Annotated in this window: 33 protein-coding genes; 28 read left to right on the top strand and 5 right to left on the bottom strand. The window is 68.2% G+C overall.

Annotation, left to right across the window (positions count from 1 at the left end; genetic code table 11):
- The first annotated feature begins 9 nt into the window (after positions 1 to 9).
- Positions 10 to 1,101: a YihY/virulence factor BrkB family protein gene (locus BMW26_RS09475; protein ID WP_442922966.1), complete on the top strand. Its 1,092-nt coding sequence runs from the start codon at positions 10 to 12 to the stop codon at positions 1,099 to 1,101.
- A gap of 4 nt (positions 1,102 to 1,105) precedes the next feature.
- Here the strand turns inward: BMW26_RS09475 and BMW26_RS09470 are convergent, their stop codons facing one another.
- The gene (locus BMW26_RS09470) at positions 1,106 to 1,312 is read right to left on the bottom strand and encodes a hypothetical protein (RefSeq protein WP_072591351.1); all 207 of its coding nucleotides are present in this window, start codon (positions 1,310 to 1,312) and stop codon (positions 1,106 to 1,108) included.
- 102 nt (positions 1,313 to 1,414) lie between these two features.
- On the opposite strand from BMW26_RS09470, the gene BMW26_RS09465 reads away from it, so the two are divergent.
- From BMW26_RS09465 to BMW26_RS09420, 10 genes are all read left to right on the top strand, one after another.
- Positions 1,415 to 1,789, top strand: coding sequence for a thiol-disulfide oxidoreductase DCC family protein (locus tag BMW26_RS09465; RefSeq protein WP_072591350.1), 375 nt, complete (start codon positions 1,415 to 1,417; stop codon positions 1,787 to 1,789).
- 70 nt (positions 1,790 to 1,859) lie between these two features.
- Entirely contained in the window at positions 1,860 to 2,153 is a 294-nt protein-coding gene (locus BMW26_RS09460) for a DUF7882 family protein (RefSeq protein WP_056278853.1), read from the top strand.
- 83 nt (positions 2,154 to 2,236) lie between these two features.
- Positions 2,237 to 2,455: a DUF2795 domain-containing protein gene (locus BMW26_RS17465; protein WP_198032313.1), complete on the top strand. Its 219-nt coding sequence runs from the start codon at positions 2,237 to 2,239 to the stop codon at positions 2,453 to 2,455.
- A 186-nt stretch (positions 2,456 to 2,641) separates the two neighbouring features.
- A complete protein-coding gene (locus BMW26_RS09450; protein WP_072591349.1) occupies positions 2,642 to 2,980 on the top strand; it encodes a DUF7882 family protein in 339 nt (112 codons plus the stop codon).
- Positions 2,981 to 3,119: 139 nt separating this feature from the next.
- Complete coding sequence (locus tag BMW26_RS09445) at positions 3,120 to 4,757, top strand: sodium-dependent transporter (protein ID WP_072592298.1); 1,638 nt, start codon at positions 3,120 to 3,122, stop codon at positions 4,755 to 4,757.
- The gene (locus BMW26_RS09440; protein WP_072591348.1) at positions 4,754 to 4,888 is read left to right on the top strand and encodes a methionine/alanine import family NSS transporter small subunit; all 135 of its coding nucleotides are present in this window, start codon (positions 4,754 to 4,756) and stop codon (positions 4,886 to 4,888) included. Before BMW26_RS09445 ends, BMW26_RS09440 begins: the two co-directional genes overlap by 4 nt.
- Positions 4,889 to 4,988: 100 nt before the next feature.
- Positions 4,989 to 7,367, top strand: coding sequence for a glycoside hydrolase family 65 protein (locus BMW26_RS09435; RefSeq protein ID WP_072591347.1), 2,379 nt, complete (start codon positions 4,989 to 4,991; stop codon positions 7,365 to 7,367).
- A gap of 274 nt (positions 7,368 to 7,641) precedes the next feature.
- Positions 7,642 to 8,349 (top strand): GAF and ANTAR domain-containing protein, encoded by a 708-nt coding sequence (locus BMW26_RS09430; RefSeq protein WP_056278847.1) that lies wholly within the window; start codon positions 7,642 to 7,644, stop codon positions 8,347 to 8,349.
- Positions 8,346 to 9,074: a GAF and ANTAR domain-containing protein gene (locus BMW26_RS09425; RefSeq protein WP_056278846.1), complete on the top strand. Its 729-nt coding sequence runs from the start codon at positions 8,346 to 8,348 to the stop codon at positions 9,072 to 9,074. The genes BMW26_RS09430 and BMW26_RS09425 overlap by 4 nt, the downstream gene beginning before the upstream one ends.
- 103 nt (positions 9,075 to 9,177) lie before the next feature.
- The gene (locus tag BMW26_RS09420; protein ID WP_072591346.1) at positions 9,178 to 9,525 is read left to right on the top strand and encodes a hypothetical protein; all 348 of its coding nucleotides are present in this window, start codon (positions 9,178 to 9,180) and stop codon (positions 9,523 to 9,525) included.
- Between the two features lie 22 nt (positions 9,526 to 9,547).
- On the opposite strand, the gene BMW26_RS09415 is transcribed toward BMW26_RS09420, so the two are convergent.
- From BMW26_RS09415 to BMW26_RS17615, 4 genes are all read right to left on the bottom strand, one after another.
- Entirely contained in the window at positions 9,548 to 9,835 is a 288-nt protein-coding gene (locus BMW26_RS09415; RefSeq protein WP_056278844.1) for a DUF6510 family protein, read from the bottom strand.
- Positions 9,835 to 10,560: a ferredoxin reductase gene (locus BMW26_RS09410; protein WP_056278843.1), complete on the bottom strand. Its 726-nt coding sequence runs from the start codon at positions 10,558 to 10,560 to the stop codon at positions 9,835 to 9,837. Before BMW26_RS09410 ends, BMW26_RS09415 begins: the two co-directional genes overlap by 1 nt.
- Entirely contained in the window at positions 10,557 to 11,147 is a 591-nt protein-coding gene (locus BMW26_RS09405; RefSeq protein ID WP_072591345.1) for a sulfite oxidase-like oxidoreductase, read from the bottom strand. Before BMW26_RS09405 ends, BMW26_RS09410 begins: the two co-directional genes overlap by 4 nt.
- A 170-nt stretch (positions 11,148 to 11,317) precedes the next feature.
- Positions 11,318 to 11,566, bottom strand: a complete 249-nt coding sequence (locus tag BMW26_RS17615; RefSeq protein WP_157557417.1) for a hypothetical protein — start codon at positions 11,564 to 11,566, stop codon at positions 11,318 to 11,320.
- A 299-nt stretch (positions 11,567 to 11,865) separates the two neighbouring features.
- On the opposite strand from BMW26_RS17615, the gene BMW26_RS09395 reads away from it, so the two are divergent.
- From BMW26_RS09395 to BMW26_RS09315, 17 genes are all read left to right on the top strand, one after another.
- Positions 11,866 to 12,723, top strand: coding sequence for a sigma-70 family RNA polymerase sigma factor (locus tag BMW26_RS09395; RefSeq protein WP_269634995.1), 858 nt, complete (start codon positions 11,866 to 11,868; stop codon positions 12,721 to 12,723).
- Between the two features lie 117 nt (positions 12,724 to 12,840).
- Positions 12,841 to 13,665: a flagellin N-terminal helical domain-containing protein gene (locus tag BMW26_RS09390; RefSeq protein WP_053096345.1), complete on the top strand. Its 825-nt coding sequence runs from the start codon at positions 12,841 to 12,843 to the stop codon at positions 13,663 to 13,665.
- Between the two features lie 102 nt (positions 13,666 to 13,767).
- Complete coding sequence (fliD, locus tag BMW26_RS09385) at positions 13,768 to 15,129, top strand: flagellar filament capping protein FliD (RefSeq protein WP_056278841.1); 1,362 nt, start codon at positions 13,768 to 13,770, stop codon at positions 15,127 to 15,129.
- A gap of 41 nt (positions 15,130 to 15,170) precedes the next feature.
- The gene (gene fliS, locus BMW26_RS09380) at positions 15,171 to 15,584 is read left to right on the top strand and encodes a flagellar export chaperone FliS (RefSeq protein ID WP_053096343.1); all 414 of its coding nucleotides are present in this window, start codon (positions 15,171 to 15,173) and stop codon (positions 15,582 to 15,584) included.
- 6 nt (positions 15,585 to 15,590) lie between these two features.
- Complete coding sequence (locus BMW26_RS09375; RefSeq protein WP_056278839.1) at positions 15,591 to 15,869, top strand: hypothetical protein; 279 nt, start codon at positions 15,591 to 15,593, stop codon at positions 15,867 to 15,869.
- A 109-nt stretch (positions 15,870 to 15,978) separates the two neighbouring features.
- Positions 15,979 to 16,326, top strand: a complete 348-nt coding sequence (gene flgB / locus BMW26_RS09370; RefSeq protein ID WP_053096341.1) for a flagellar basal body rod protein FlgB — start codon at positions 15,979 to 15,981, stop codon at positions 16,324 to 16,326.
- The gene (gene flgC / locus BMW26_RS09365; protein WP_053096340.1) at positions 16,323 to 16,715 is read left to right on the top strand and encodes a flagellar basal body rod protein FlgC; all 393 of its coding nucleotides are present in this window, start codon (positions 16,323 to 16,325) and stop codon (positions 16,713 to 16,715) included. The genes flgB and flgC overlap by 4 nt, the downstream gene beginning before the upstream one ends.
- Positions 16,715 to 17,032 (top strand): flagellar hook-basal body complex protein FliE, encoded by a 318-nt coding sequence (gene fliE, locus BMW26_RS09360; RefSeq protein WP_053096339.1) that lies wholly within the window; start codon positions 16,715 to 16,717, stop codon positions 17,030 to 17,032. The genes flgC and fliE overlap by 1 nt, the downstream gene beginning before the upstream one ends.
- Positions 17,033 to 17,034: 2 nt before the next feature.
- A complete protein-coding gene (fliF, locus tag BMW26_RS09355; RefSeq protein ID WP_072591342.1) occupies positions 17,035 to 18,675 on the top strand; it encodes a flagellar basal-body MS-ring/collar protein FliF in 1,641 nt (546 codons plus the stop codon).
- Positions 18,672 to 19,754 (top strand): flagellar motor switch protein FliG, encoded by a 1,083-nt coding sequence (gene fliG / locus BMW26_RS09350; protein WP_230100771.1) that lies wholly within the window; start codon positions 18,672 to 18,674, stop codon positions 19,752 to 19,754. The genes fliF and fliG overlap by 4 nt, the downstream gene beginning before the upstream one ends.
- A 134-nt stretch (positions 19,755 to 19,888) precedes the next feature.
- Positions 19,889 to 20,527 carry a FliH/SctL family protein gene (locus tag BMW26_RS09345; RefSeq protein WP_157557416.1) on the top strand — a complete coding sequence of 213 codons (639 nt, stop codon included), beginning with the start codon at positions 19,889 to 19,891 and terminating at the stop codon, positions 20,525 to 20,527.
- Positions 20,527 to 21,852, top strand: coding sequence for a FliI/YscN family ATPase (locus BMW26_RS09340; RefSeq protein ID WP_056279097.1), 1,326 nt, complete (start codon positions 20,527 to 20,529; stop codon positions 21,850 to 21,852). The genes BMW26_RS09345 and BMW26_RS09340 overlap by 1 nt, the downstream gene beginning before the upstream one ends.
- The gene (locus BMW26_RS09335; RefSeq protein WP_072591340.1) at positions 21,849 to 22,274 is read left to right on the top strand and encodes a hypothetical protein; all 426 of its coding nucleotides are present in this window, start codon (positions 21,849 to 21,851) and stop codon (positions 22,272 to 22,274) included. The genes BMW26_RS09340 and BMW26_RS09335 overlap by 4 nt, the downstream gene beginning before the upstream one ends.
- The gene (locus BMW26_RS09330; RefSeq protein ID WP_072591339.1) at positions 22,271 to 22,639 is read left to right on the top strand and encodes a hypothetical protein; all 369 of its coding nucleotides are present in this window, start codon (positions 22,271 to 22,273) and stop codon (positions 22,637 to 22,639) included. The genes BMW26_RS09335 and BMW26_RS09330 overlap by 4 nt, the downstream gene beginning before the upstream one ends.
- Positions 22,636 to 24,084 (top strand): flagellar hook-length control protein FliK, encoded by a 1,449-nt coding sequence (locus tag BMW26_RS09325; protein ID WP_072591338.1) that lies wholly within the window; start codon positions 22,636 to 22,638, stop codon positions 24,082 to 24,084. Before BMW26_RS09330 ends, BMW26_RS09325 begins: the two co-directional genes overlap by 4 nt.
- A gap of 12 nt (positions 24,085 to 24,096) precedes the next feature.
- Positions 24,097 to 24,564 (top strand): flagellar hook capping FlgD N-terminal domain-containing protein, encoded by a 468-nt coding sequence (locus BMW26_RS09320; RefSeq protein ID WP_072591337.1) that lies wholly within the window; start codon positions 24,097 to 24,099, stop codon positions 24,562 to 24,564.
- A gap of 30 nt (positions 24,565 to 24,594) precedes the next feature.
- Complete coding sequence (locus BMW26_RS09315) at positions 24,595 to 25,761, top strand: flagellar hook protein FlgE (protein WP_053096332.1); 1,167 nt, start codon at positions 24,595 to 24,597, stop codon at positions 25,759 to 25,761.
- Positions 25,762 to 25,805: the final 44 nt, after the last annotated feature.

Raw genomic sequence — 25,805 nt, 5'->3', positions numbered from 1 at the left:
ATGAGAGGAATGAAGATGTCGCAGCCGCACACGGAGGCCCGAGACGGGAATGTCGATCCCGAGGCCTCGAGCAAGCCGGACTCCCCGGACGATCTCCACGGACGATCATGGAAGTACGTGGCGAAGAAGGCCTTCCGTGAGTTCTCGTCCGATCAGTGCACCGATATAGCTGCCGCGCTGACGTACTACGCGGTGCTGTCGATCTTTCCCGGTCTGATAGCGATCTTCTCCCTCCTCGGCGTCGTCGGTCAGGGACAGGCCGCCGGGGAAGCGGTGATCGGCATCGTCGAGCAGGTCGCCCCGGGCGACACTGCGGACGCTCTTCGGGGCCCGATCGAACAGGTCGCGGACTCGCCGGCCGCCGGGTTCGCGCTGATCAGCGGCATCCTGCTCGCCGTCTGGTCGGCGTCCGGGTACGTCGGTGCCTTCAGTCGAGCGATGAACCGCATCTACGAGATCGACGAGGGGCGACCGTTCTGGAAGCTCAAGCCTGCACAGCTGCTCGTGACGGTGATCACCGTCGTGCTGTTCGTCATCGCGGCGATCATCCTGGTGGTGTCGGGGCCGGTCACACGAGCCATCGGCGACTCACTCGGACTCGGCACCGTGCCTCAGGCCATCTGGTCGATCGCGAAGTGGCCTCTGTTGGGGTTCATCGTCGTCCTCGCCGTCGCGATCCTCTACTACGCCACTCCCAACGCGAAGCAGCCGCGCTTCCGGTGGATCAGCCTCGGGGCGCTTCTCGCGATCATCGTGCTGGCTGTCGCCACGGCGGGCTTCGCCTTCTATGTGGCGAACTTCTCGAACTACGACCGCACTTACGGCTCCCTCGCGGGCATCGTGGTGTTCCTGCTGTGGCTGTGGATCGCCAACCTGGCGCTTCTCGTCGGAGCGGAGTTCGACGCCGAACTCGAGCGAGGTCGCCAACTGCAGGCGGGCATCGCCGCAGAGCGGGAGATCCGCCTTCCTCCGAGGGACACACGCAAGAGCGACAAGGCCGCAGAGAAGGAGCGGCAGGACATCGACGAGGCCCGCCGCATCCGCGAGCATGCCGATGCAGAATCGGGGCACCGCGAATCCGACGGGTCCGACCGTCGATGACCGATCAGCGTGCGGTCGGCGGAAGCTTGTCCACGCCGTGCCGGTTCGGCTTGTCGGGCTCCGCGGCGGTATCGGGAGACACGTGCGCGGGTCCGGTCGGCCCCGCTTCGGACGTCGGATAGTGCGGCTCGTCGATCTCGACGGCCTTGTCTCGCTCGTCGAGAGGAGGCAGATGGTCGAGCGGTTGCTTGATGTCGTCTGGGTGGCTCATGCAGACAGGCTCCGCCACCGGTGACGTGGGCGAACAGGGGCTTGTCATCGAAAGGATGATGTGGTGGGCGACTGCTCTCCGGTGAGGCGTAGGGTCGATTCCATGCACGCCCGGCCACTTCTCGTCTATGACGGCGATTGCGCGTTCTGCACCACGTGGGTGCAGCGACTCGAACGCTGGCTCGGCAGGTTTCCCGAGGCTCAGCCGTGGCAATGGCTCGACCTCGATGAAATCGGACTGAGCTCCGCGGATGTCACCCGCTACGCGTGGCTGCTGGTCGGCGCGCGTCGGATGCGCGGACATGCTGCCTTCGCAGGATTGCTCCGCATGCAGCGATCCCGGCAGCTGCGCTTCGCCGGCGTGCTCCTCGTCACGCCCCCGTTCTCCTGGGTCGCTGCGCTGGGCTATTCGCTGATCGCGCGCTTCCGACACCGTCTTCCCGGCGGCACGGCCGCCTGTGCGCTTCCGCGGGCCTGAGACAGCACCCGACGATCCTCCGGTTGTCAACGCCCCTTCACCCGGGCGGGCGCTCACCTAGCATCGCCGGATGGGACGCCTCAGGTATGACAGCACACTCGACCCGATCGTCATCGACGATGTGACGCTCGCGCACATGAAGATCGTCGTCGGCACGAAGCTCAGGCGGCAGGAGAGCTTCATGATGTCCTGGATCCCGGGAGACGATTCCCGCGACGGCCGACTGACCGCATGGATTCATCCGAGCATTCCGCTCGTCCTGGCGTTCGACAGCGTCGAGCCGATTCACGTGGATGCCGAGCGCGTGTCGCGGATGATGAACAGCCTCAACGCTCACGGAGAACTGCTGATCGAGGATATGTAGGCCGCTCACACCACTTACATCGGGATCCCGTCGGCTGTCAAGAGAGGCGAAGTTCGGGCCGCGCGGTCCGAAGAATGAACCGCATGAACCCATTGCCCCATGCGCTTGCCGCCCACCCCTCCTCCGACATGAGACTCGCACGGACCCTCCGGAGCATCGACTACCCCGCGACCAAGGACGATCTGCTGAGGATCGCCGTCGTCGATCATCTCGAGGTCGCGACCATCGACGCCATCCACGAGCTGCCCGCCCGCGACTATCACGGAGTCGCCGAGGTGCTGAAGACGCTCGATGGCGCCTGACTGACCCGCGGGCACCGCGCAGGGTGAGGACGAACTTGTCAATACCCTGCGATAGCGCCCGCTGTCTTCCTAACCTGGCACCATGTCCGACCTCACCGGCGCGCCACTGACGCTCACGTGGCCGCACGAATCCGATACATCGTCGCCGTCGCGACTCACCATGCACGCGCCGCAGGGAGGTGCATGATGGGCAGATTCATCTATGAGGGCTCGATCAGGATCGAGATCGAGGATCGCGCGCTCAGTCACCTGCAGCTCGTGATCACCGCGAAGCTCCGACGAGCCGAGCCCTTCAACTTCAGCTGGCGCGAGGATCAGAGCATCGGGGGAGGCCGCACCACCGTCTGGCTGCACCCGGGGAGTGCGCTGGTCTATCGGTTCCTCGGCAGCAGGCAGCCATCGATCAACCGGCGGTGGGTCGATGCGCTCGCATTCACCGCGAATGCCCCGACCGGGCTGTACCTGGTCGCAGAGCCGGATGAGCTGTCATCGGGGGAGAAGCTCGGAGTGCCCGCCGACCTGTAGCCGCCAGCTGCCGCGATCTTCGGTGTGAAAACGGGGCGTGCTTACGGGCATCGCCGCATCCTGATGACGATCCGAGAGCGGAGAGATCGGCACGAGAATCGCCACGTCTCGTCACGCTGACTCCGGTAACCTCATGCGCATGGCCACCGCAACGACGCAGACCCCGAAACGCGAGGCCTTCGGCTCGCGCAACGTCTTCATCCTCTCTGCGATCGGCTCTGCCGTCGGGCTGGGGAACATCTGGAGATTCCCCTACGTGGCGTACGAAGGCGGAGGCGGGGCGTTCCTCATCCCGTACCTGTGTGCGCTTCTCACTGCCGGAATCCCGCTCCTCTTCTTCGACTACGCGATCGGCCACCGGTTCCGCGGCTCCGCGCCGTTGGCCTTCCGACGGATGCACCGCAGGGCCGAGCCGCTCGGCTGGTGGCAGGTGCTCATCTGCGTGGTGATCGCGGTCTACTACGCGGTGATCATCGCGTGGGCTGCGATGTACACCTGGTTCTCGGCGCAGCTGACCTGGGGGCCGGGCAACGAGAACGACTTCTTCTTCATCGACTTCCTCCGCTCGGCCGATGTCGCCGAGGTGGGCATCTCGACGGACTTCGTGCCGCAGGTCGGCCTCCCGCTCGTGGCGGTCTGGCTGATCGTCATCGTCATCATGGCGCTGGGTGTGAAGCGCGGGATCGGCCGGGCGAACATGATCCTGATGCCTCTGCTCACGGTGATGTTCGCGATCCTCGTGGTGCAGTCGCTGTTCCTGCCGGGCGCCATGGACGGGCTGAACGCCTTCTTCACCCCCAACTGGGAAGCGCTGGGCGACCCGGCCGTCTGGGCATCGGCCTACGGCCACATCTTCTTCTCGCTGTCGGTGGCCTTCGGCATCATGGTGACCTACTCGTCGTACCTGAAGCGCAAGACCGACCTCACCGGTTCCGGTCTGGTCGTGGCGTTCGCGAACTCCGGCTTCGAGATCCTCGCTGGAATCGGCGTATTCGCGGCCCTCGGCTTCATGGCGCAGGCGCAGGGGACCGAAGTGGCCGGTGTCGCGTCGTCGGGAATCGGCCTGGCCTTCATCGCCTTCCCCACGATCGTCTCTCAGGCGGCAGGCGGCTCGATCATCGGCGTCCTCTTCTTCGGAGCGCTGGTCTTCGCGGGGGTGACCTCGCTCATCTCGATCCTCGAGGTGATCGTCGCGGCGCTGCAGGACAAGCTGGGCTGGGCGCGCATCCGCACGACGCTCACGGTGTCCATCCCGCTCGCGATCGTCTCGATGGCACTGTTCTCGACGACCACCGCGCTGTCGGTGCTTGATACCGCTGATGCCTTCGTCAATGCCTTCGGCATCATGGCCGTCGCCCTGGTCGCGGTGATCGTGGTCGCATGGCTGCTGCACAAGCTGCCGGCACTCGTCGACCACCTCGATCGTCGGTCGAGCTTCCGGGTCGGGCGAGTGTGGATGCTGCTCGTCGGCGCGCTCGCGCCCCTCGTGCTCGGGTACCTGCTCGTCACCGAGCTGATCTCGAAGATCTCCGAGCCGTACGGCGGCTATCCGGGATGGTTCCTCGCCGTCTTCGGATGGGGCATGGTCATCGCGCTCGTCGTGATCGCACTGCTGCTCTCGGCGCTGCCATGGAGCGGCCGCTCCCACGCCAAGGATGATCCCGAGTACGACGAGTTCCTCACCGAGGAAGACTACGAACCGGATGCCGAGACCTCGTCGATCCCGCTGATCGCGACCTCGGAACCGCACGCGACGGAGAAGGGAGCGGGCGCATGACCACGACAGCGGTCGTCATGATGATCATCGCGATGGTCACGATCTGGGGCGGCCTCATCGCCGCCGTCGTGAACCTCGCTCGTCACCCCGAGGCCGCGGATTCGGAGCCGGCGCCGCCCGTCGAGCTCTGACCGTCTTACCCGCACGGGGAGCGGGAATCAACCCGCTCCCCACGTTCCTCGATCCTGACTACTTTCTCTTCCAGAAGCACTGTCGACGGAAGAGGAGCCCATGAGCAGGACGCGGCCGCGATTCGATATCGACGAGTGGAGCATCGGTGCCGACGGCATCGACGTCGAGAACCTCGCCCATGAGGAGTCCGTCTTCGGCCTCTCGAACGGTCATGTGGGCTGGCGGGGGAACCTCGACGAAGGCGACCCGCGCGGCGTCGCGGGAAGCTATCTGAACGGCCTCTTCGAAGAGCACCCGATGCCGTATGCCGAAGAGGGATACGGCTACCCCGAGTGCGGGCAGAGCGTGATCAACGCGGCCAACGGCCAGCTCATCCGGCTGATCGTCGGGGACGAGCCGTTCGATGTCCGTCGTGGATCGCTCACGTCGCACACCCGTCGTCTCGACTTCCGCGCGGGAACTCTCGAACGCGAGGTCGAGTGGACCAGTCCGACCGGCCAGCGGGTGCGGATCCGGTCGACGAGGATCGTCTCCTTCGCGCACCGCTCCGTCGCAGCGGTGCACTACCGTGTGCAGGCGCTCGGCGGTCCGGCGGACGTCACCGTCATCTCCGAACTGCTGGCGAACGAGCCGCTGCCGATCACGCACGACGACCCCCGGGTGCAGGAGCTGCTGAGCGAGCCGCTCGAGGGGGTGGCCTCGGCCGCCGACGCGGGTGCCGCCACCCTCGTGCACCGCACGAGGAAGAGCGGGTTCACGACCGCTGTCGCGATGGACCATCGCGTGAGCGGTTCTCCCCGGAACGAGCCGAGCGTCGAGACGGATGTCGATGCGACGGGCGACCGTGCGCGTACCACGGTGCGCGCATCCCTGGCTGCCGGAGAGACGCTCGAGATCGTCAAGCTCGTCGGTCATGAGTTCTCGTCCGACCTCTCGACCGCCGCCCTGCGGGACCGGGCCGAGACGGCGGTCGGCGACGCGCTGCGGGCCGGATGGGACGCACTGGTCGCCGATCAACGGGCACGGCTCGACGACTTCTGGGAGTGCGCCGACGTGCGGGTCGACGGACCGGCACGGCTGCAGCAGGCCGTGCGCTTCGCGCTCTTCCAGGTGTTCCAGGCCTCCACCCGCATGGAATTGCGATCCGTTCCGGGCAAGGGGCTGACCGGCTCCGGATACGAGGGGCACACCTTCTGGGACTTCGAGGCGTTCGTGCTCCCCGTCCTCACCTCGACCCTCCCGCACGCCGCCGAACAGGCGCTGCGATGGCGACATTCGGTGCTCGACCGCGCTCGTGACAGGGCGGCGCAACTGCATCTGCAGGGTGCCGCATTGCCGTGGCGAACCATCGACGGCAGAGAGTCGTCGGGGTACTGGCCTGCCAGCACGGCCGCGTTCCACATCAACGCCGATGTGGCAGGAGCGGTTCTGCACTACGTGCGGGCGACGGGCGATGCCGACTTCGAACGGGAGGCCGGCCTCGAGATCCTGGTCGAGACCGCTCGCCTCTGGGCCTCGCTCGGTCGGTGGGACCCGCACGGCGGCTTCCACATCGACGGCGTCACGGGGCCGGACGAGTACTCGGCCATCGCGAACGACAACGTCTTCACGAACCTGGCGGCTCAGAAGAACCTTCGAGGGGCGGCGGCCGCTGCCCGACGGCATCCGGAGGTCGCGTCGGAGCTCGAGGTCGTAGACGACGAGATCGCGAGGTGGGAACTCGCTGCCGCGGCGATGACGGTGCCCTTCGATGACGAACGGGGCGTGCACCCGCAGTCCGCCGGCTACACCGACCTCGAACGGTGGAACTTCGAGTCGACGGCGCCGGACGAATACCTGCTGCACGACCACTTCCCGTACTTCGACCTCTACCGCAAGCAGGTCGTGAAGCAGGCCGATCTGGTGCTCGCCCTGTTCTTCTCGCATGAGTCGTTCACCGCGGAGCAGAAGGAGCGTGCGTTCGAGTATTACGAGGCGATCACCGTGCGGGACTCATCGCTGTCGGCGGCGGCGCAGGCCGTGGTCGCCGCAGAGGTCGGTCACCTGGATCTCGCGCTCGACTACCTCGCCGAGGTCGCGACTCTCGATCTCGACGACCTTCATGGCAACACCGGTCAGGGGCTTCATGTCGCCGCTCTCGCGGGGGTCTGGACGGCCATCACCGCGGGCTTCGGCGGGATGCGCGACAGCGACAGCGGCCTGCGGTTCTGCCCGCGTCTTCCGTCCGAGATCGACGGGCTCGAGTTCGGGGTGCGCATCCACGGCTGCATCCTGCGTGTCGATGTCCGCCAGGCGGAGGCCACCTATCGGCTCGCCTCAGGCGACCCGGTCACCATCACCCACTACGACGAGCAGGTGACGCTCGACGCCGGACATCCCGTCACCAGAGGGATTCCACCACTGCAGTCGCGGGGGCCGCAGCCCCGGCAGCCTCGAGGACGAGCGCCCCGACCGGCGCTCGAGGCGTTCAGCGCCTGAGGTGGCAGAGAGAGGAGACAGTCCTGTCGGATCGAACCATCGGTCGCGCATCGATGCGAATCGCGTTCTGGTCATGGACGCTCATCATCGTGGTCGGGCTGGCGACCATGATCGCCCTGCCTGTGATGGGGAGGTGAACCAGATGCGTCGCTTCGTCAGAGACGGGGGACTCAGCCTCGTCTTCCTCGCGATCTTCGCGCTCAGCCTGAACTCTCGGACTTCGTAGGTGCCTCCATCGCGCGGCCAGTCCGGTGGCGGTATCGTGAAGACCACTATGAGTGAGTCATTCGACGATGCGCTGAGTGATCTGGAGCGCTCCGGTCGTCAGCTGGACGCCCTCAGTGTCTTCTTCGTCGATCGGTTCCCGGTCACCGGTGCCGCGGTCTCGACGGTGGGGGACGTGCTCGGGAGCGAGACGATCTCCGCGTCCGACGACGTGGCGGCACGCCTGGATGAGCTCCAGTTCGACCTCGGTGAAGGACCGTGCTGGGAGGCCATGCGCACCTCTGCCGCTGTCCTCGAGCCCGACTTCCGGCACCGCGGCGTCTCTCGGTGGCCCGCCTTCGCCTCGGCTGTGGAGGACGGCGCGGAGGTCGCGTCGATGTTCGCCTTCCCGCTGTCGGTCGGCGAGATCAAGATGGGGGCGGTCGACCTCTACTCGACAGCACCCGTGGCGCTCACTCCGAGCGAGTGCACGCAGGCGCGCGCCATGGCGGATGTGGTGAGCCGGCATGTGCTGAGGGACGCGCTGTCGGACTTCGCGGACAACGACGCGCAGACGGGCATCTACTCTCGACGAACCGTGCACCAGGCGACCGGCATCGTTCTCGCGCAACTCGACATCGGTCCGGACGACGCGCTGCTCATGCTTCAGGCGCGGGCGTTCTCGACCGGGCAGCGCGTCATGGAGGTCGCGCAGGCGGTAGTCGACGGTACTCTCCGCTTCTCGCGCACGTCAGGCGGCATCGAGGCGGGGTCATGACCGCGCCCACGCGCGAAGCTCGGTTGCTGGAGCTCTTCGCCACCCTCGCCGACACGATGGTCGACGACTACGACGTCGTGGATCTGCTGCAGACACTCGTGGATGCGTGCCAGGAGCTGCTGGATGCGAGCGACGCCGGAATCCTTCTCGCCGACCCCTCCGGTGAACTCGAACTCGTCGCATCCACGAGCGAGGCGACCGAGCTCGTCGAGGTGATCCAGCTCGCCGCAGAGGCGGGACCCTGCATCGAGTGCTTCCTGACGGGGACAGCGGTGTCGGTTCCCGACATCGCCGCCGGTTCAGAGAAGTGGCCGGTCTTCCGCCAGGCGGCGTTGGAGAACGGCTTCGCGTCGATCGAGGCGATACCGATGCGGCTGCGGAACACGACGATCGGCACCCTCAACCTGCTCCGATCCGATACCGGGTCGCCGCCCCCTGAAGACCTCTCCGCGGCGCGAGCGTTCGCCGATGTGGCAACGATCGGGATCCTGCACGAGCGCAGCCTCCGAGAGCAGGAATCGCTGTCGTCGCAACTGCAGACCGCACTGAACAGCCGGGTGATGATCGAGCAGGCCAAGGGTGTTGTCTCGTTCACGGCGGGGGTGCCGATCCCCGATGCCTTCACGCTCATGCGCGCCTTCGCCCGTGATCGCGGCCTGCGTCTGAGCGAGGTGGCTGAACGCATCGTGCGGCGGGACATCAGGCTTGAATCACCTGAATCCTGAAAGCGCAAGGGGGGTCGACCTCGCACACGATCGGGCCTAGCGTCAAATCGCTGCCCCGGCCCCGGTAGCGGAAATGCAACCGTCGAGAGTTCCGGGAGTGATCATGAAGTCCCTCATCACCCAGGTCGGCACCTACCTGACGGGTGACGCGACCGCAGACGCGGTGCTGGAGTACTGGAAGGCCTTGGCGGAGGAGCGGCGCTCGGATGTCGTGGAGATCCCCGTCGTCGGCCCCGCGGGCGGTCGGTCGAGTGTGCGGGTGACGCTCGGTGCCATGCTGCCGATCGCGGTGGCGCACGCGGAGTTGTCGCCGCAGATCGAGGACGATGATGGCGCAGCTGAGGGGATCCGGGCCCGTGCTCTGGCGCTTGTGCCGACGGCGACCACGGCATTCGAGCCTGACGACGTCCGTGAGGTGTTCGACGCCGAATGCGATTCGGGCCCCGTCTGAGCGCCGGTCGCCGACGAGCGAGCTAGTCGCCGTCGGAGGCCCACTCCAGGCGGGACAGAGCCCCGACATCGAGCGAGTACCGCCCGTCGATCTGAATACAGGTCAACAGGGTGTGTCCGCATCCGCGACACAAGAGGATCACGCCGGCCGGATCCAGTTCTGCGACGGCGTCGCCGAGTACGGCCTTGCGATCGCAGCGCGTGCAGGTGGCCCGAGCACCGGTCATGTCCCTGCCGAACACTTCGATCAGGATCCCGCCAGCGGCGTTGCCGTCGACTCTCGTGCGATGGCCGGGGTGGGCAGCGTTCATCAGGCACCTCCGAAACGCTCGGTACGGATGCGGTCGGGCGGATGCCCCGCCGCGACGAGCAGATCGGCGACCGCCTCGACGAAGCCGGTCGGCCCGCAGACGTATACCGAGGGGCGCTGGGCGGCGGGGATGGTCGAGGCCTCGAGCGTCGCGGCATCCACCCTGCCCGCGGGGCGAGCGAAGCCGACCGGTGCCGAGCGGCTGTACGCCCAGTCGACGCTGAAGGCGTCGTCGGCGAGATCGCCCAGTTCGGCCGCGTAGAAAGCGTCGTCCGCGGAACGCACCGCGTACAGGAGCCGCATCGGTGCGGAGCTGGCCGAGCGCGCATGCTCCCGGGCCATCGCGAGGAGCGGCACTATCCCTGACCCGCCCGCGATGAGCTGAACGGGCTCGGGCTGGGCAGGGGTCCACACGAAGTAGGCGCCGATCGGACCGCGGACCTCCAGCTCGTCGCCGGGCCGGACATCCTCGACGAGATACGGAGAGACCTCGCCCTCCGGCACCTCGTCGACGGCCAGCTCGAGCACGTCACCCTCTCCGGACGATGCGAGCGAGTACGACCGCACGGCCTGATAGCCGTCCTCAGCGGTCAAACGCACATCGACGTGCTGTCCGGCGAGATTCCCCGGCCACCCGTCGACCCGGAGGGAGAGCACGCGGCCATGGGGTGTGGCTCGTCGGACCTCGATGACACTGGCGACAAGCCACAGCGACGACGAGGTCACCAGTAACGCTCCTCTTTCCACGGATCGCCGTACATGCTGTATCCGTTCTGCTCCCAGAACCCCGGTTCGTCGTTCTCGAGAAGATCCAGGCCGTGGACCCACTTCGCGGATTTCCAGAAGTAGAGGTGGGGGACGAGAAGCCGGGCGGGGCCGCCGTGCTCTGCCGCGAGCGGCTCGCCCTCGAACTCGAATGCGATCCACGCCTTGCCGCCGGTCAGGTCGGCGCGGGGAACATTCGTCGTGTACCCGCCGTAGGAGAAGACCCGCGTGAAGTCGCCGTCTCCGGCATCCTGCAGCAGATGATCGAGCGAGACTCCGCGCCACTGCGTGCCCAGCTTCGACCACCGCGTCACGCAGTGGATGTCGGTGGTGATCGTATCGATCGGCAGTGCCTGCAGCTCATCCCACGACCAGGTGCGGCGAATGCCGTCGAGCCCGACGACCGCGAACTCCCAGGTGTCGGTCGCGACTCGGGGTGTCGGTCCGGCCGAGAGCACCGGGAAGTCCTCGGTGAGGTACTGACCCGGGGGGAGCCGGTCATCCGACTCGCGTCGCCGGGCGCCGAAGCCGCGGGAGATCACAGCCATGATCGCCTTCTTTCGTTGGTCCCACTCATTCCACCCGATTGAACGGGCGGACGCCTCCTGCAGGTGTCGAACGCGGCACGCGCGGGTCGCCCCGATTCTAGGACCGTGGGGCGCGGTGTCGCACCATTCGAGGGCGGAGAGCGCCGGACGGCGTCTCCGCCCTCGAGAGGTCAGACGACCTCGGCAGCCGCCTCGACGATGAACTGGATGACGTCCTGGGGGAGGGCGCGCATCACGAGGTACGGTGCGTCGAGTTCGATGACGCGACGGAAGTTGCCGCGGGTGTAGCCGAAGCGCTCGACGTCCGGGTTGATGGTGTGGTCGGCAGCGGACACGATGCCGAAGGCAGGCTTGGTCTTCCATGCAGCGACCGGTGTGGCCTCGCTGAACGCAAGGGCTGCGAGGGGGCGCTGTGCCACGGCGAGGACCTCGGAGATGGCGGGGTCGATGCCGGCAGCGAAGACCTGCGGGAAAGCCTCGACCTTGACCGAGACGTCCGTGCCGTCCTCAGCGCCGGGGTTCGGGAACGGTGCCCATGAGACCGGTTCTCGCTGCGACGGGATAAGGGCTTCACAGACCGCCGGGCGACGGGGATAATCCGCGAACCGGGTCCGGAGAACTGAACGACTCGAGGATCGAGTTCCGCGTTTTCTGCTCATAAACGTGTTGTTCGTGCTAGCTTCACTCGTAAAACAGTTGTTCTAGCCACGGAGTCACATTGCTGAGTAGTTCTGCTGTTTCCGCTGATTCCACTCAGCACCCGGAAGCCCCCGCTTCGCCCGAGAAACTCGCACGCGACAACATGCCGCTCGCCACCTTCCTGGCTGTGGAGAAGGCGCGGTCGGCGACGCACGTCGATCTGGACGACCTTCTCTCCGCCGCCCGCCTGGGCCTCGCCCGCGCGGCCATGTCGTATGACGCCGCGCGGGGCATTCCTTTCGGTGCGTTCGCGAGCAGCCAGATCAACTGGGCGATGCTGTCGGAGATGCGTCGCGCCGACCCCGCCGGCGAGAGAGGACGCGACAAGATCGAGCGCGTGAGAGTCGCCGCCGAGACGGTGCTCGCCCGCACCGGCCGAGCCGCGAGCACGGCGGAGCTCGCGCGGGAGTCGGGGCTCACCGCCGAGGTCGTCTCGGAGATGATGAAGCTCGACGAGATGGTGCGCACCGCGATCAGCTTCGAGGAGCACTTCGATGCCGAGACCGGCCGACAGGCGGTCGATCTCACCGACAGCGTCATCCTCCCCGAGCACGCCGTCGAGCAGTCCGAGACGCGAGCGATGATGAACCGAGTGATCGACGCTCTGCCCACGGCGATGCAGCAGGTCGTGCGCGGCATCTATCTCGAAGACCGCATGGTGAAGGACATCGCCGAAGAGCTCGCCGTCAGTCATGCCTATGTGTCGAAGCTGCGCTCGCGTGGTCTCGAACTGATGCGCGAGGCCATGGAGGCCTGGGAGAACGGCACGACGGGAGACCGATCGACCAAGGCCAGGGCCGAGTTCTTCGAGGCGCTCTTCGGGCCCGTCCGCGCCGAGATCCGCGACCGGTCGAGCGAGCTCCTCGCCGCCGTGTGACGCGACCCGTGGAATCTTCCGGATCCGTGGTTACGCCGGCGGCCGATGTCGCGAATATCGGTTGTGCAGGCCCACGGATGGGCCCGCGTCCAGCCCCATAACCACGGAGGAATTCTCATGGGTCTTCAGATCGCAACCAACGTCGGTGCACTCAACGCGTACCGCAACCTCTCTGTCAACCAGAACGACGTCTCGAAGTCGCTCGAGAAGCTCTCGAGCGGTCTGCGCATCAACCGTGCAGCCGATGACGCCGCCGGCCTCGCCATCTCCGAGGGCCTGCGTTCGCAGGTCAACGGTCTGAACGTCGCAGCCCGCAACGCTCAGGACGGCATCTCGGTCATCCAGACCGCAGAAGGCGCGCTCACCGAGGTCCACTCGATCCTGCAGCGTGTCCGCGACCTCGCGGTCCAGGCCGGCAACGACTCGAACAACACCGAGTCGCGCGACGCCATCAAGACCGAGATCGACTCGCTGGGCGAGGAGCTCACCCGCGTCGCCGCCAGCACGAACTTCAACGGGATCAAGCTGCTCGACAGCGCGAACACCCTGACGTTCCAGGTCGGCGCAGGCTCCGAGGCCGCCGAGGACCAGATCGGCGTCACGCTGACCGACTTCTCGGGCCTGGGCGCCACGATCGGCGCTCTGACGGTCGACACCGCGGCCAACGCACTCACCTCGATCGGCGCGATCGATGACGAGATCACCGCCGTCTCGACCGCTCGTGCGGGTCTCGGTGCGGTGCAGAACCGCTTCGAGTCGACGATCAACTCGCTGCAGGTCTCGGCCGAGAACCTCGCCGCAGCGAAGAGCCGCATCGCGGACACCGACATGGCCGCCGAGATGGTCAAGTACACCGCCTCGAACATCCTGCAGCAGGCCGGCACCGCCATGCTCGCTCAGGCGAACCAGTCGGGCCAGGGCGTCCTGCAGCTTCTCCGTTGAGTCGCTGCGCCTGAGGCGCACAGGGCGCCCGGGCGGAGTCACCTCCGCCCGGGCGCCTTCCTGTAGGACACCCTTGACCGCAACGCACGGAAGACGACCGGGATGAAACTCGACGGACTGGTATCAGGGCTCAAGACCGAAGAGCTCATCAAGGCGCTCATGGACGTCTCGGCGATCCCGAAGACGCTCATCACGAACAAGATCACCGACCGCAACTCGGTCATCACCAACCTGCAGTCGCTGAACAAGACGCTGCAGGAGCTCGTCGACAAGGCCAAGACCGCCGCGGGTCCCAGCTCTCTGGCATCCTTCACCGCGTCCTCGTCGTCCGAGACGGTCACGATCACCGCCGGCAGCAAGGCGACCGCATTCTCGACCGCCATCGTGGTGGATGCCGTCGCCACAGCGCACTCCGTCGTCACCGCTGCCGCAGGAGGAACAGCGTGGGGCGGCACCTTCACCCTCGTGGGATCCGACGGCGAAGCCGTCGAGGTCACTCCGCTGGGCACCGGTCCGCAGGACCTCGCGAAGGCGATCAACGCGTCGAAGGCCGGTGTGAGCGCGACCGTCGTGCCCGCGGGAACGGATGCCGACGGCAAGCCGCTCTCGCGCATTCAGCTCACCTCCGCCGAGACGGGCGCGGCTGGTGCCTTCACCCTGAACCGGGGCACCGCGGCGGAGGTCACCGCCGGAACCGCGGTCGACCTCGGTGCCGCCCCCGGCGCCGCACTGCTCACCCAGGGCGCGGATGCCCGCATCCGCCTCTTCGCCGGCACCGACGCCGAGCAGACCCTGAACAGCGCGAGCAACACCATCACCGTCGGAGAGGGCATCGAGGTCACCGTCACGAAGGCCAGTGCCGACCCCGTCACCGTGACCGTCGCACGCGATGCGAAGAAGCAGAGCTCGACGGCGGAGGCGTTCGTCAAGGAGATCGCCGCGCTGCTGGTGCGCATCGACAACGGCTCGAAGGCGACCATCGGCGAGGTCGGCGAGACCACGACCCTCGGCGTCTTCACCGGCGACAGCACGGTGCGAAACCTTCGCGGCGCGCTGGCGACCGCCGTGCAGCATCCGATCGACGGCATCTCGCCCTCGACGATCGGCATCACCGTCAGCGACAAGGGCGTGCTCTCGTTCGACGCCGAGAAGTTCGCCGCCGCTCTCGCAGAAGACCCGGAGGGCACGCAGGAGCTGTTCTCGGCGGTCTCGGCGCGGGTGCAGGACGTGACGACCCAGTACTCCGACAAGTACGACGGCCTCCTGACCAAGCGCATCACCGGCCAGGAGGACGAGGTCAAGACGCTCAAGACCCAGGTCGAGCGCTGGGACATCCGGCTCGAACAGCGCCGCGCCACCCTCGAACGCACGTACGCGCAGCTCGAGGTGCAGCTCTCGAAGCTGCAGTCGCAATCGTCGTGGCTGACCAGCCAGCTCGCCGGACTCACCCCGTCGGATTCCTGACCTCGTCCTCGTGACATCGCATCGCATCGGAGCACGTACTCATGGCACTCACCTCACTCGACCGGGCCAAGCAGCAGTATCTGGAGCAGCAGGTGGCCTCCGCCACGCCTGAGCGCCTTCTCGTGTTGCTCTACGACCGCCTCCTGGTCGACATCGAGCGCGCGGACGCCTGCCAGGAAGCGGGGGATTGGGCGGCTGCGGGGAACCACCTCGTGCACGCGCAGCAGATCGTCGCCGAGCTCAACGGCTCGCTCACCGATGAGTGGGACGGCTCCGCAGAGCTGCACGGCGTGTACACCTACCTCACGGGACGCCTGATCACCGCCAACATCGCTCGAGACCGCGCGGCCACCGCGGAATGCCGAGCTCTCGTCGTGCCGCTCCGCGAAGCGTGGCATGCGGCGGCTGCCGCGGTCTCGTCGACCGCGCAGACCCCCATCACGGCCCTGGCCTGAGCGACCGTGCCCGACACTCTCTCGGCCTGGCTGACGGTGCTCGACCAGTTCGAGCGCGCCCTCGACGCCGCCGACGAGCACCTCGACGAGCAGTCTTTCGAGGCGCCGGACGGCCCCGTCCCCGAGGAGCTGCGCGAGCGTGCCGAAGCCGTGCTCGCGCGGCAGCAGCTCATGATCGGCGGACTCGTCACATCGCGCGCCAATGTGGCTCGCGAGATCGCCGCACTGCGGCGCGTGCCGACCTCCACCCAGAATGTGCCGGCATATCTCGACGTCGAGGGTTGAGCACAGCGGTTACATGGATGCCCGGGTGTCGCGATAGTCGGCACAGAGCACGGATCGCTCGACGATTGGCCAGGGATCGGCCTCTCCACCAACATCCCGGAGTGCCCCCGTGCTCGAATCCGTCACGTCCTCTGCGCTCATCAGCGCGCTCGACGGGCTGGCCCTGCGCCAACGCTCGATCGCTGAGAACATCGCCAACGTCAACACGCCGGGCTACCAGGCCCAGCGCGTGCGGTTCGAGGATGAACTCCGTTCTGCCGTCCAGGGCGGCTCCGGAAGCGTCGCCGCGACGGTCGAGCGGTCGCTCGAGCCGACCAGGCTGAACGGCAACAACGTCAACCTCGACACCGAGACGCTCTCGAACATCGACACCGTGCTGCGTTTCCAGTTCGCGAGTCAGGCGATCGGCGGTCAGGCGGCCTCGATCACCAAGGCGATCGGGCAGGCCTCCGCATGACCTTCGACGCGATCGGCATCGCCGGCACCGGCCTGACCGCGCACCGCAAGTGGCTCGACGCGCTCAGCGACAACATCGCCAACGTGAACACCGCGACACCCGCAGGCCAGGAGGCGTTTCGGGAGAAGTTCGTGACCGTGCAGGCCGGCACCGACAGCCCGGGCGTGTACGTCGCCGGCGTGGTCGAATCCGAGGCCGACGCGAAGCTCGTGTACGACCCCGAGCACCCCTATGCGAACGAGGACGGCTACGTGCAGTACCCGAACGTCGAGCTCGGCGACCAGATGAGCATGCTGATCCTCGCTCAGCGCGGATACGAGGCGAACGCCGCTGTCGTCGACCGGGCGAAGACGACCTACGAGGCAGCGCTGCAGATCGGCCGCAACTGATGTCGGGCATCGAGGCCATCGGCGCCTCCGGTGTCGCGCCGCTCTCGACGCTCAGCTTCGAGACGGGCCCGGACGCGACCAGTGCTCCTGCCTCCGGAAACGCCTTCGCCACGACGCTCTCGGGGGCGATGGAGAACCTGCAGCAGCTGCAGTCGACGTCGAACGAGCTCGCGGTGCAGGCGGTCACGGGAGACCTGCAGGACATCCATCAGGCGATGATCGCGTCGACGCGCGCCTCGGTGACGCTCGACCTGGTGGTGGCAGTGCGTGACCGCAGCGTCTCGGCGTTCAACGAGATCATGAGGATGCAGGCCTGACGATGCCCAAGATGCTCACGACCTACTACGACCGCGCCAAGCAGGTCGTCTCAGGATTCTCCCTCGCACAGCGCACGATCGCCATCATCGGTGTCGCGCTGCTCGTGATGGGCGCCATCGCCCTCGGCGCGTGGCTCACCAAGCCGCAGATGAGCCCGCTCTTCACCGGCCTGAGCGCCGGCGACGCGTCGGCCGTCGTCGAGCAGCTGAAGTCGGCAGGCGTGACCTACGAGCTCGCCGAGGGAGGCGCGACGATCCTCGTTCCCGACGACCAGGTCTATCCGCAGCGTCTCGCGGCGGCATCCGCCGGGCTGCCCGGCGACACCAGCGAGGGCTACACCCTGCTCGACGAGATGGGTGTGACGGCGAGTGAATTCCAGCAGTCGGTGACCTACAAGCGTGCCATCGAGGGCGAGCTGGCCAGCACGATCGGCGCGATGGAGGGGATCTCGACGGCGTCGGTGCAGCTGGCGATCCCGGAGGAGAGCGTCTTCGTCTCGGAGCAGCAGAGCCCGACCGCATCCGTGTTCGTGAAGACCCGCAACGGCTCAGGGCTCAGCGACGAGAAGATCGAGGCGATCGTGCACCTCACGAGCGCCGCCGTGCCGGGGATGACGCCGGAGGACGTCGCGGTGACCGATCAGGACGGCCGCGTGCTCTCGGCGGTCGGCACCGGGCTCACCGGGAACTCCTCGAAGCAGGCGACGGAGCATGAGGCCAAGGTCGCGGCATCCGTCAGCAAGATGCTCGAGACGATCGTCGGGCCCGGCAACGCGACGGTGACGGTATCGGCCGATGTCGCGAACTCCACATCCGAGCGCATGGACGAGACGTACTCGGCCCCCGAGGGCGAGCTGAGCGCATCGGAGCAGACCAAGACCGAGACCTACAACGGCGGCGAGGGCGGAGGTGCCGGCGTGCTCGGCCCCGACAACATCGCGGTTCCCAACAACGCCGAGGGGACCGGCGCCTATGAGTTCGAGGAGACCTCTCGCAACAACGCCGTCAACAAGTCGACGGAGAAGACCATCACCCCCGCCGGAGAGGTGACGCGGCAGACCGTCAGCATCGCGCTCAACCGAGGGACGGTCACCGGAGTGACGGCGAACCAGATCGAATCGCTCGTGGCATCTGCGGCCGGGATCGATGTCGAGCGCGGCGACGAGATCGCCGTCGAGTTCGTCGAGTTCAACCAGGCGGGTGCGACGGCGGCGCAGACAGCGCTGCAGGCGGCGGAGGCCGAGCGCGACGCGCAGTTCCAGCAGGAGCTGCTGCGCTCTGCGATCATCGGCGGAGCGATCCTGCTCGCGGCGATCATCCTGATCGTCTTCCTCGTCGTGCGCCGCAAGATGAAGCGTCGGGTGATGTACACCGAAGACGGACCGATCGAGTACTTCGCGACGGTCACCGAGAGCGAGGAGCAGAAGCTCCGCTCGCTCAGAGGGCTGAAGGAGGCCGAGGCGATCATCGCCCCGGCGCCGACCAAGCTGCTGCCGTCCGCGTCGGCTGATCTCGACGATGAGCCCGAGCCCGACAAGGTGCTGGTCGAGCGCCGTCGCCGGGAGATCGACGACCTCGCCAAACGCGAACCCGACACGATCGCCAGCGCACTGGCCGACCTGATGGATGAGGCGACCGTATGAGCGCGCTGACCGAGCTGCTGGACGCGCAGGCCGACACGGTCGAGGTGTCGGCCGTCGAGGCGCCGGCGCCCGTGGCTGCGCCGGAGATGAGCGGACTGCGCAAGGCCGCGATCGTGCTGATGAACATGGATCGCGCCGCCAGCGCCGAAGTGCTCCGCCACCTCGGCGAGGAGCGGTCCGAGATGCTCGCGGCCGAGCTGACACAGCTCGGGGGAGTGGACGTGGCCTCGACGGCCCGTGCTCTCGGCGAGTTCCGGCGCATCGCCACCGGCGGCTCGGTGCCGTCGCGCGGCGGGCAGGAGCTCGCCACCGGACTGCTCGAGACGGCATTCGGCCGCGAGAAGGCGGTCGGGATGGTCGGTCGAGTCATGTCGCAGGGGTCGGTCTCGTTCGACTTCCTCAATGCGGCGGACCCGGCCCAGCTCGCCACGATCATCGAGGGTGAGCTTCCGACCACCGTCGCCGTCGTGCTGGCCAACCTCAGAGCCGATCGTGCGGCGGCGGTTCTCGCCGCCCTGCAGGATCCCCTGCGCACGGACGTCGCTCAGGCGATCGCGACGATGGGCACCGCCACGCAGGAGGCGATCTCGATCGTGGCCGACTCGCTGCGCTCGCGCACCGGCGTCTTCGCGATGCGCGACAACCATGAGTCCATCGGAGGCGTGCAGCCTCTCGTCGAGATCATCAACCGCTCGGACACCGCGCTCGAGAAGTCGCTCCTCGCAAGCCTCGAAGGCCGTGATCTCGCCCTGGCCGAGGACATCCGCAGCCGCATGGTCACGTTCGCCGACATCGCGCGCCTCGAGGATCGCGACGTCCAGCGGGTGATGCGCGGTATCGACCTGCGCATGCTCGCCCTCGCGCTGAAGGGCGCGGACGACCAGATCACCGACAAGGTGAAGAGCAACATGACGGAGCGCAACCAGGAGAACCTCGCTGAGGAGACCCGAGTCCTCGGTCCCGTGCGCATGCGTCAGGTCGATGAGGCCAGAGCCGAGATCGTGCGCATCATCCGCGACCTGGAAGCCGCGGAGGAGATCACGATCTCGCGCGAAGACGAGGATGAGCTCATCGAGTGATCCCTCTGACGGCAGGTGAGTCGGCCGATCCGGTTACGGACGCAGCCGGGTGTCGCGATAGTGGGTCTGGAGCACGGATCGCTCGACCTACGGGCCACGGACAGGCCTCGCCCTTCGATTCCGAGGTGTCCGCCGTGCTCGATTCCGCCTTCACGCCACTGGTCGTGCCGCGCGTCGGCGAGACGCCCATGGACCTCCGCGGCGAGGCCGACAGGGCCCGCACCCGTGGCTATGCCGACGGCTTCGCCGAGGGCCGCAGGCTCGCCCTCGACGAGGGGGAGGTGCAGCACGCCGCGCAGCAGCAGCGGATGCACGAACTCCAGGAGCTGTACCTGCATGAGCGCGGCTCGGGTCTGCGCGCATTGGAGAGCGCGCACGCGGCCCTCGACCGCCGCATCGACGAGTTGAGCATGCTCGCCGCCGATCGCATCGAAGAGCTCGCCGTCGCCCTCGCCACCACGATCCTCGGAGCAGAGCTGTCGGATCCGGCACGTTCGGCGGCGCATGCGCTGCGCCGGGCGCTCACGGAGATGCCGGCGGAGCGCTGGACAGGGGTCGCCTTCAGCGAGCAGGACGTCGCAGTCCTGCAGGACGAGACGTCGTCGATCGACGCGTTGCGCGGCATCCGGATCTCCGCCTCTCCGGCCGTGGACAACGGCGGCGCCATCGTCGAGATCGAGAACGGGGCCGTCGACACGCGCATCACGTCGGCGCTCGCCCGCGCGGCCGCAGCACTCGACGGCGACGAACAGGATGCCGAGGTGATCGTGTGATCACCGCGACGCGGTCGTGGAACCGTGCGCTCCTGGCAGCGCGCCCGGAGCGCTCAGGAACCGTGAAAGCCGTGCGAGGGCTCGGCGTCGAGGTGCTGGGCATCGACGGCGCGGTCGGCGACCGCATCCGCATCGACGCGACTGACGGCCGAGTGGTGGATGCCGAGATCGTCGCCGTCGACGGAGCCGCCGCCCGCTGCATGCCGCTGGGCAGGCTCGACGGGATCACCGCCCGTGCCCGGGTGCGGCACGGGGGAGCGCCGCTGCAGGTGCCGACCGGACGAGCGCTGCTCGGACGCGTGCTCGACGGACTCGGGCGACCGATCGACGGCAAGGGGCCGCTCGACCGGGGTGTCGCTCCCGTCTCGCTCGACCACGATGCGCCGAGCGTCATGGATCGCCAGCGCATCGATCGTCAGCTCGGCCTCGGCGTGCGCGTGCTCGACACGATGACGCCGGTGGGCTCGGGGCAGCGTCTCGGGCTCTTCGCCGGCTCCGGCGTCGGCAAGTCGTCGCTGATGTCGATGATCGCCCGTGGCTCCACTGCCGATGTGAACGTCATCGCCCTCGTCGGGGAGCGCGGTCGCGAGGTGCGCGAGTTCCTCGAGGACGACCTGGGCCCCGAGGGTCTGGCGCGGTCGGTGGTGGTCGTCGCGACCTCGGATCAGCCCGCGATGGCGCGCCTGCGCTCGGCATTCGTCGCGACCAGGATCGCCGAGGCGTTCCGCGACGACGGCCTCGACGTGGTGCTGATGATGGACTCCCTCACGCGCGTCGCCATGGCGCAGCGCGAGATCGGGCTCAGCGCCGGCGAACCGCCCGCCACCCGCGGGTATCCGCCGTCGACGTTCTCGGTGCTGGCCCGCCTGCTCGAGCGCGCAGGAACCGGACCCGTCGGATCGATCACCGGCCTGTACACGGTGCTCGTCGACGGCGACGACCACAACGAGCCGATCGCGGACGCCGCGAGAGGAATCCTCGACGGCCATGTGGTGCTCGACCGCGCGCTGGCGATCCGCGGACACTTCCCCGCGATCGACGTGCTCGGCTCGGTGTCTCGCGTCGTGTCGAAGATCACCACTCCTGAGCAGCGTCAGGACGCGGTGATGCTGCGCAGCGTCCTGGCGGCTCGTCGCAGCGCGAACGACCTCATCGAGATAGGCGCCTACCGCCAGGGAGCGAACCCGATGGTCGACGCCGCCCTCGCGCACGAAGGCGCGATCTCGCGCTTCCTCACCCAGCGGATGGACGATCTTGCGGCGTCCGACGACTCCTGGCAGCGGCTCGCCGCCCTCACCACCGACTTCGGAGGACTCACCCCATGACCTTCCCACTGGCTGGCCTGCTGCGCGTGCGCGGCGCCCAGGAGCGTGTCGCCGCCGAGCAGCTGTCGCGTGCGAGCGCGGAACGGGCGCAGGCCGAGCTCGACGAGCAGACCGCGATCTCGAGCCTCGCCGACATCAGCGCGCAGATCGACGATCCACGAGCGCTGATGGCCATGGCCGCCGCTCGCGCCGCGGGACGCAGCACGCTCAGCGATCTGCAGGCGCTCGTCGAGATGAGGCGCGGCACGGAGTCGGAGGCGAAGTCGGCCCACGTCGAAGCGCGGCGCGACCTGAAGGGACTCGAGCGGCTCGAGAGCACCCACCGCGTGGAGGCGACCAAGGCCGAGCTCGCCGCGGAGCAGTCGGCGCTCGATGAGATCGCTGTGGTCCGCACCGCGCGACGTGAGGGGAGCGCCGCATGACCGGGCTCGCGGCGGTGATCGCCCGCGTCGACGCGATCGAGACGCAGATCGTGTCGCTGGATCCGGCAGGCCGCGCGGCGGCGGCGTCGGCTGCAGCGACCGCGACCGCGGCGACCGCCGAGACGTCGGCGGCGAGCGCGACGACGTTCGCTGGAGTCCTCGAAGCGGCGAAGGCGGCCTCGACCCCGGAAGCACCCGCTGCCGGCCAGACCCCGCAGACTGCGGCGGCGGCAGCCGGCACGGGAGCGGGCGGCGACGCGAGCGCTGAGGTCATCTCGGCGCTGCAGACGCTGTTCTCGGCCAATGCCACCGGCGCAGACGGCTCGACGGCGTCGATGCAGAAGATCATCGAGATGCTCCGATGACCGCCGTGGGGCTGCTCGCGACGGTGGCGGGTTCAGGAACCGGCGAAACGGAGACAGGTGGACGATCTTCGGCCGTTTCGGGCTCTCTGTTCGGCGAGGCGCTGATCGCCGCTGGACGGGTGCTCGACGGTGCGACGGATCAGGACGCAGCGACGCTCGCGCCGGACGGACAGGACGCGCCGACTGCCGAGGAGACTGCGGCATCCGACGACGCGAGCGGGGCAGAGGCGCCGATCGCGACCATGATGCACCTCACCGCGCAGTTCGCTCCGGCCGTGGCTGCGGCGGCCCCTGCATCCACGTCGACGCCTGCGCAGAGGACGCCGGATGCGACGACGCTCGATGGGACGACGCTCGTGCAGACGGCGCCGGAGGCGTCGGAGGCAGCGGGGAGCGCCCGCAGCGCTCTCCCCGCTCCCGCCGCAGCGTCGGGTGAGGCGCGCCCTGCCGAGCTCCCCACAGGCCCGGCCGCGGCAGCCGTCGAGACGGGCGCGACGGTGACCTCCCCGCCTCTCGGCGTGTCGGCGCCGGAACGGACTCCTGCGCCCGAGATCTCATCGGCATCGGCATCGGCATCGGCGTCGGCGTCGGCGAGGGGCGCTGACGGGGCGCCTCCTGTGGCCGGCGCCCGAGTGCGCCCGGAGACCCTGTCGAGCGACGCTCCCCTTGACGCTCCGGTGACGGGTCAGCAGGACCCGGCGGAGGGCGTTGCCGACCCGGCGACATCCTCCGCTGCCGCTGCGGCTCCGCGGTCCGAGTCCCCGCGGAACGCGGCACCGCCGACTCCGATCCCGACCACCGTCGGCGTCTCCGCTGCGTCCGTGATGGGCGGCCACGCAGAGCCGCTGCCGGCGAGCGACTCCGTCGACCCACTGCCGGGTCCGCAGCCCGGGTCGCCTTCTATGACTCTCGCTCCGGTCGCATCTCCGGCCGCGGCGACGGCCATGCCCGTGTCCTCGCCCGAAGCGGCCGCGTCGACCAACCGGGCCGTCGCCGCGCAGGTCGCACCCGTGGTGGTGAGCATCGCGCAGCGCCCGATGGGCACCCATCAGCTCACGATGACGGTGAACCCGGACAGCCTCGGCCCCGTCACCGTGCGCGCGCACATCAGCGCGGCGGGCGAGGTGCAGGTCGAGCTCAGCGGCGCCACCGATGCAGGGCGCGACGCGCTGCGGACCATGCTCGTCGACCTTCGCCGTGATCTCGCCGCGGTGATGCCGCACGCGACTCTCAACGTCTCCCACGGGGCATCGGCGGACACCGCCGGAGACCGCGGCCAGCAGGGCGCGGGCGATGCGTCACCGGAGCAGGGCTCCAGTGATCGCGACGCGCAGCGCGGACGCTCCGACCAGCGCCGCGGGGCCGAGCAGAGCCCCGATCTTTCCCGCATCATCCCGACGACGTCCTCTGCCGCATCCGGTGCAGGGCTCGACATCTTCGCCTGAGAGGACGACCGAATGACTGTCGACGCAGTGACCGCACCGAGCTCCATCCACACGGGAGGGACGACCGATCCCGCAGCCCGCAAGCAGGTGCTCGACGGCGAGGTGTTCCTCAAGCTGCTGGTGACGCAACTGACCCATCAGGACCCCTCGAGCCCGATGGACACGAACGAGATGATCTCGCAGACGACCCAGCTCGCGATGATGGAGCAGCTCACCACGCTCGCCGACAACGGCGCCGAGGCCTTCGCCCTGAACATGCGTCAGGCGGCGAGCGCCCTGATCGGACAGGAAGCGAGCTACAAGGACGCCGACGGCAAGACCGTCTCGGGCATCGTGACCAAGGTCTCGTTCGACGGACCGATCCCGCAGGTGACCATCGGCGACAAGACGGTCGCGCTCGACGTCATCACCGGAGTCGCGACCGCACAGACCACCCCCGCACCGACCACCCCCGCTGCGCCCACCCCCGCCGCAGTCTGACCCCGTCTCACCCAGGAAGAGAGAAACCCCATGCTTCGCTCGCTCTACTCCGGAATCTCCGGTCTCCGCTCGCACCAGACCATGCTCGACGTCACGGGCAACAACATCGCCAACGTCAACACGGCAGGGTTCAAGGGCTCGTCCGTGCTGTTCCAGGACTCGCTGTCCCAGCTCATCGGCAACCCGGGCATCCCCGACGACGAGGTCGGAGGTCGCAACCCCGCCCAGGTCGGTCTGGGCGTGCAGGTCGCCGGCGTGCGCACCAACTTCGCTCAGGGCTCGGCCCAGGCGACGGGCCGCGGTGGCGACCTGATGATCTCGGGCGACGGCTTCTTCGCCGTCCGAGCCGGCGGAGAGACCCTCTACACGCGGGCGGGCGGCTTCTCGTTCGACCCCACCGGCAAGATGGTGACCGCCGACGGCTCGATCGTGCAGGGCTGGTCGGCGCAGGACGGCGTGGTGAACACGGGGCAGGCGACGGGCAACATCGTGCTGCCGCTCGAGGCGGTGTCACCTGCGAAGGCGACGACCTCGGCGACGGTCACCGGCAACCTGCCCTCGACCGCCGCGGTCGGTGACGAGCTGGTGCGCGACGTGACCGTCTACGACGCCCAGGGCACGCCGTCGACCCTCAGCCTGACCTTCACGAAGACGGCGGCCGGATGGGACGTGACCGAGCCGACCAGCGGCGCGACGGGGGCGCTGACCTTCACCGACGGCAAGCAGGCCGGTGCAGGTCTCACGCTCGCGGCCGGCGCCGTGAGCGTCGACCTGGGTGCGGTCACGGGCTACGCGAACATGTCGACGGTGGCCGTGACGGAGCAGGACGGATCGGCGGCCGGCACGTTGAAGTCCTACAGCATCACCGGCGACGGATCCATCGTCGGCACGTTCAGCAACGGTGCGACGCAGACGCTCGGCAAGATCGCCATGGCGACGTTCGCGAACCCCGAGGGGCTGGAGAAGGCGGGCGGCACGGCCTACCGCGCATCCGTGAACTCCGGAGCTGTGCGCATCGGGGAGCCGGGCCAGGCCGGCTTCGGCAACCTCGTCTCGGGTGCGCTGGAGATGAGCAACGTCGACCTCTCGCAGGAGTTCACCAACCTCATCGTCGCCCAGCGCGGGTTCCAGGCCAACGCGCGCATCATCACCACGAGCGACGAGGTCCTGCAGGAGCTCACGCAGCTCAAGCGCTGATCGCCTGCGCCGACTCGGTCGGACACGCGCGACGAGGCCCGCCC

It is taken from the genome of Microbacterium sp. 1.5R (assembly GCF_001889265.1).
Lineage (GTDB): Bacteria > Actinomycetota > Actinomycetes > Actinomycetales > Microbacteriaceae > Microbacterium.
The sequence above is the reverse complement of the archived record's forward strand: the minus strand, read 5'-3'. Positions and strand labels throughout refer to the sequence as shown.

Excerpts from the sequence above, each read along its gene's own strand:
- BMW26_RS09470 (WP_072591351.1), bottom strand. The coding sequence starts at position 1,312 with ATGAGCCACCCAGACGACATCAAGCAACCGCTCGACCATCTGCCTCCT.
- fliD (WP_056278841.1), top strand. The coding sequence starts at position 13,768 with ATGAAACTCGACGGACTGGTATCAGGGCTCAAGACCGAAGAGCTCATC.
- BMW26_RS09330 (WP_072591339.1), top strand. The coding sequence starts at position 22,271 with ATGACCGGGCTCGCGGCGGTGATCGCCCGCGTCGACGCGATCGAGACG.
- BMW26_RS09430 (WP_056278847.1), top strand. The coding sequence starts at position 7,642 with ATGAGTGAGTCATTCGACGATGCGCTGAGTGATCTGGAGCGCTCCGGT.
- BMW26_RS09445 (WP_072592298.1), top strand. The coding sequence starts at position 3,120 with ATGGCCACCGCAACGACGCAGACCCCGAAACGCGAGGCCTTCGGCTCG.
- BMW26_RS09420 (WP_072591346.1), top strand. The coding sequence starts at position 9,178 with ATGAAGTCCCTCATCACCCAGGTCGGCACCTACCTGACGGGTGACGCG.
- fliG (WP_230100771.1), top strand. The coding sequence starts at position 18,672 with ATGAGCGCGCTGACCGAGCTGCTGGACGCGCAGGCCGACACGGTCGAG.
- BMW26_RS09450 (WP_072591349.1), top strand. The coding sequence starts at position 2,642 with ATGGGCAGATTCATCTATGAGGGCTCGATCAGGATCGAGATCGAGGAT.
- BMW26_RS09435 (WP_072591347.1), top strand. The coding sequence starts at position 4,989 with ATGAGCAGGACGCGGCCGCGATTCGATATCGACGAGTGGAGCATCGGT.
- fliS (WP_053096343.1), top strand. The coding sequence starts at position 15,171 with ATGGCACTCACCTCACTCGACCGGGCCAAGCAGCAGTATCTGGAGCAG.
- BMW26_RS09390 (WP_053096345.1), top strand. The coding sequence starts at position 12,841 with ATGGGTCTTCAGATCGCAACCAACGTCGGTGCACTCAACGCGTACCGC.
- flgC (WP_053096340.1), top strand. The coding sequence starts at position 16,323 with ATGACCTTCGACGCGATCGGCATCGCCGGCACCGGCCTGACCGCGCAC.
- fliE (WP_053096339.1), top strand. The coding sequence starts at position 16,715 with ATGTCGGGCATCGAGGCCATCGGCGCCTCCGGTGTCGCGCCGCTCTCG.
- BMW26_RS09465 (WP_072591350.1), top strand. The coding sequence starts at position 1,415 with ATGCACGCCCGGCCACTTCTCGTCTATGACGGCGATTGCGCGTTCTGC.
- BMW26_RS17465 (WP_198032313.1), top strand. The coding sequence starts at position 2,237 with ATGAACCCATTGCCCCATGCGCTTGCCGCCCACCCCTCCTCCGACATG.
- BMW26_RS09460 (WP_056278853.1), top strand. The coding sequence starts at position 1,860 with ATGGGACGCCTCAGGTATGACAGCACACTCGACCCGATCGTCATCGAC.
- BMW26_RS09415 (WP_056278844.1), bottom strand. The coding sequence starts at position 9,835 with ATGAACGCTGCCCACCCCGGCCATCGCACGAGAGTCGACGGCAACGCC.
- BMW26_RS09475 (WP_442922966.1), top strand. The coding sequence starts at position 10 with ATGAAGATGTCGCAGCCGCACACGGAGGCCCGAGACGGGAATGTCGAT.
- BMW26_RS09405 (WP_072591345.1), bottom strand. The coding sequence starts at position 11,147 with ATGGCTGTGATCTCCCGCGGCTTCGGCGCCCGGCGACGCGAGTCGGAT.
- fliF (WP_072591342.1), top strand. The coding sequence starts at position 17,035 with ATGCCCAAGATGCTCACGACCTACTACGACCGCGCCAAGCAGGTCGTC.
- BMW26_RS09315 (WP_053096332.1), top strand. The coding sequence starts at position 24,595 with ATGCTTCGCTCGCTCTACTCCGGAATCTCCGGTCTCCGCTCGCACCAG.
- BMW26_RS09320 (WP_072591337.1), top strand. The coding sequence starts at position 24,097 with ATGACTGTCGACGCAGTGACCGCACCGAGCTCCATCCACACGGGAGGG.
- BMW26_RS09335 (WP_072591340.1), top strand. The coding sequence starts at position 21,849 with ATGACCTTCCCACTGGCTGGCCTGCTGCGCGTGCGCGGCGCCCAGGAG.
- BMW26_RS09325 (WP_072591338.1), top strand. The coding sequence starts at position 22,636 with ATGACCGCCGTGGGGCTGCTCGCGACGGTGGCGGGTTCAGGAACCGGC.
- BMW26_RS09440 (WP_072591348.1), top strand. The coding sequence starts at position 4,754 with ATGACCACGACAGCGGTCGTCATGATGATCATCGCGATGGTCACGATC.
- BMW26_RS09425 (WP_056278846.1), top strand. The coding sequence starts at position 8,346 with ATGACCGCGCCCACGCGCGAAGCTCGGTTGCTGGAGCTCTTCGCCACC.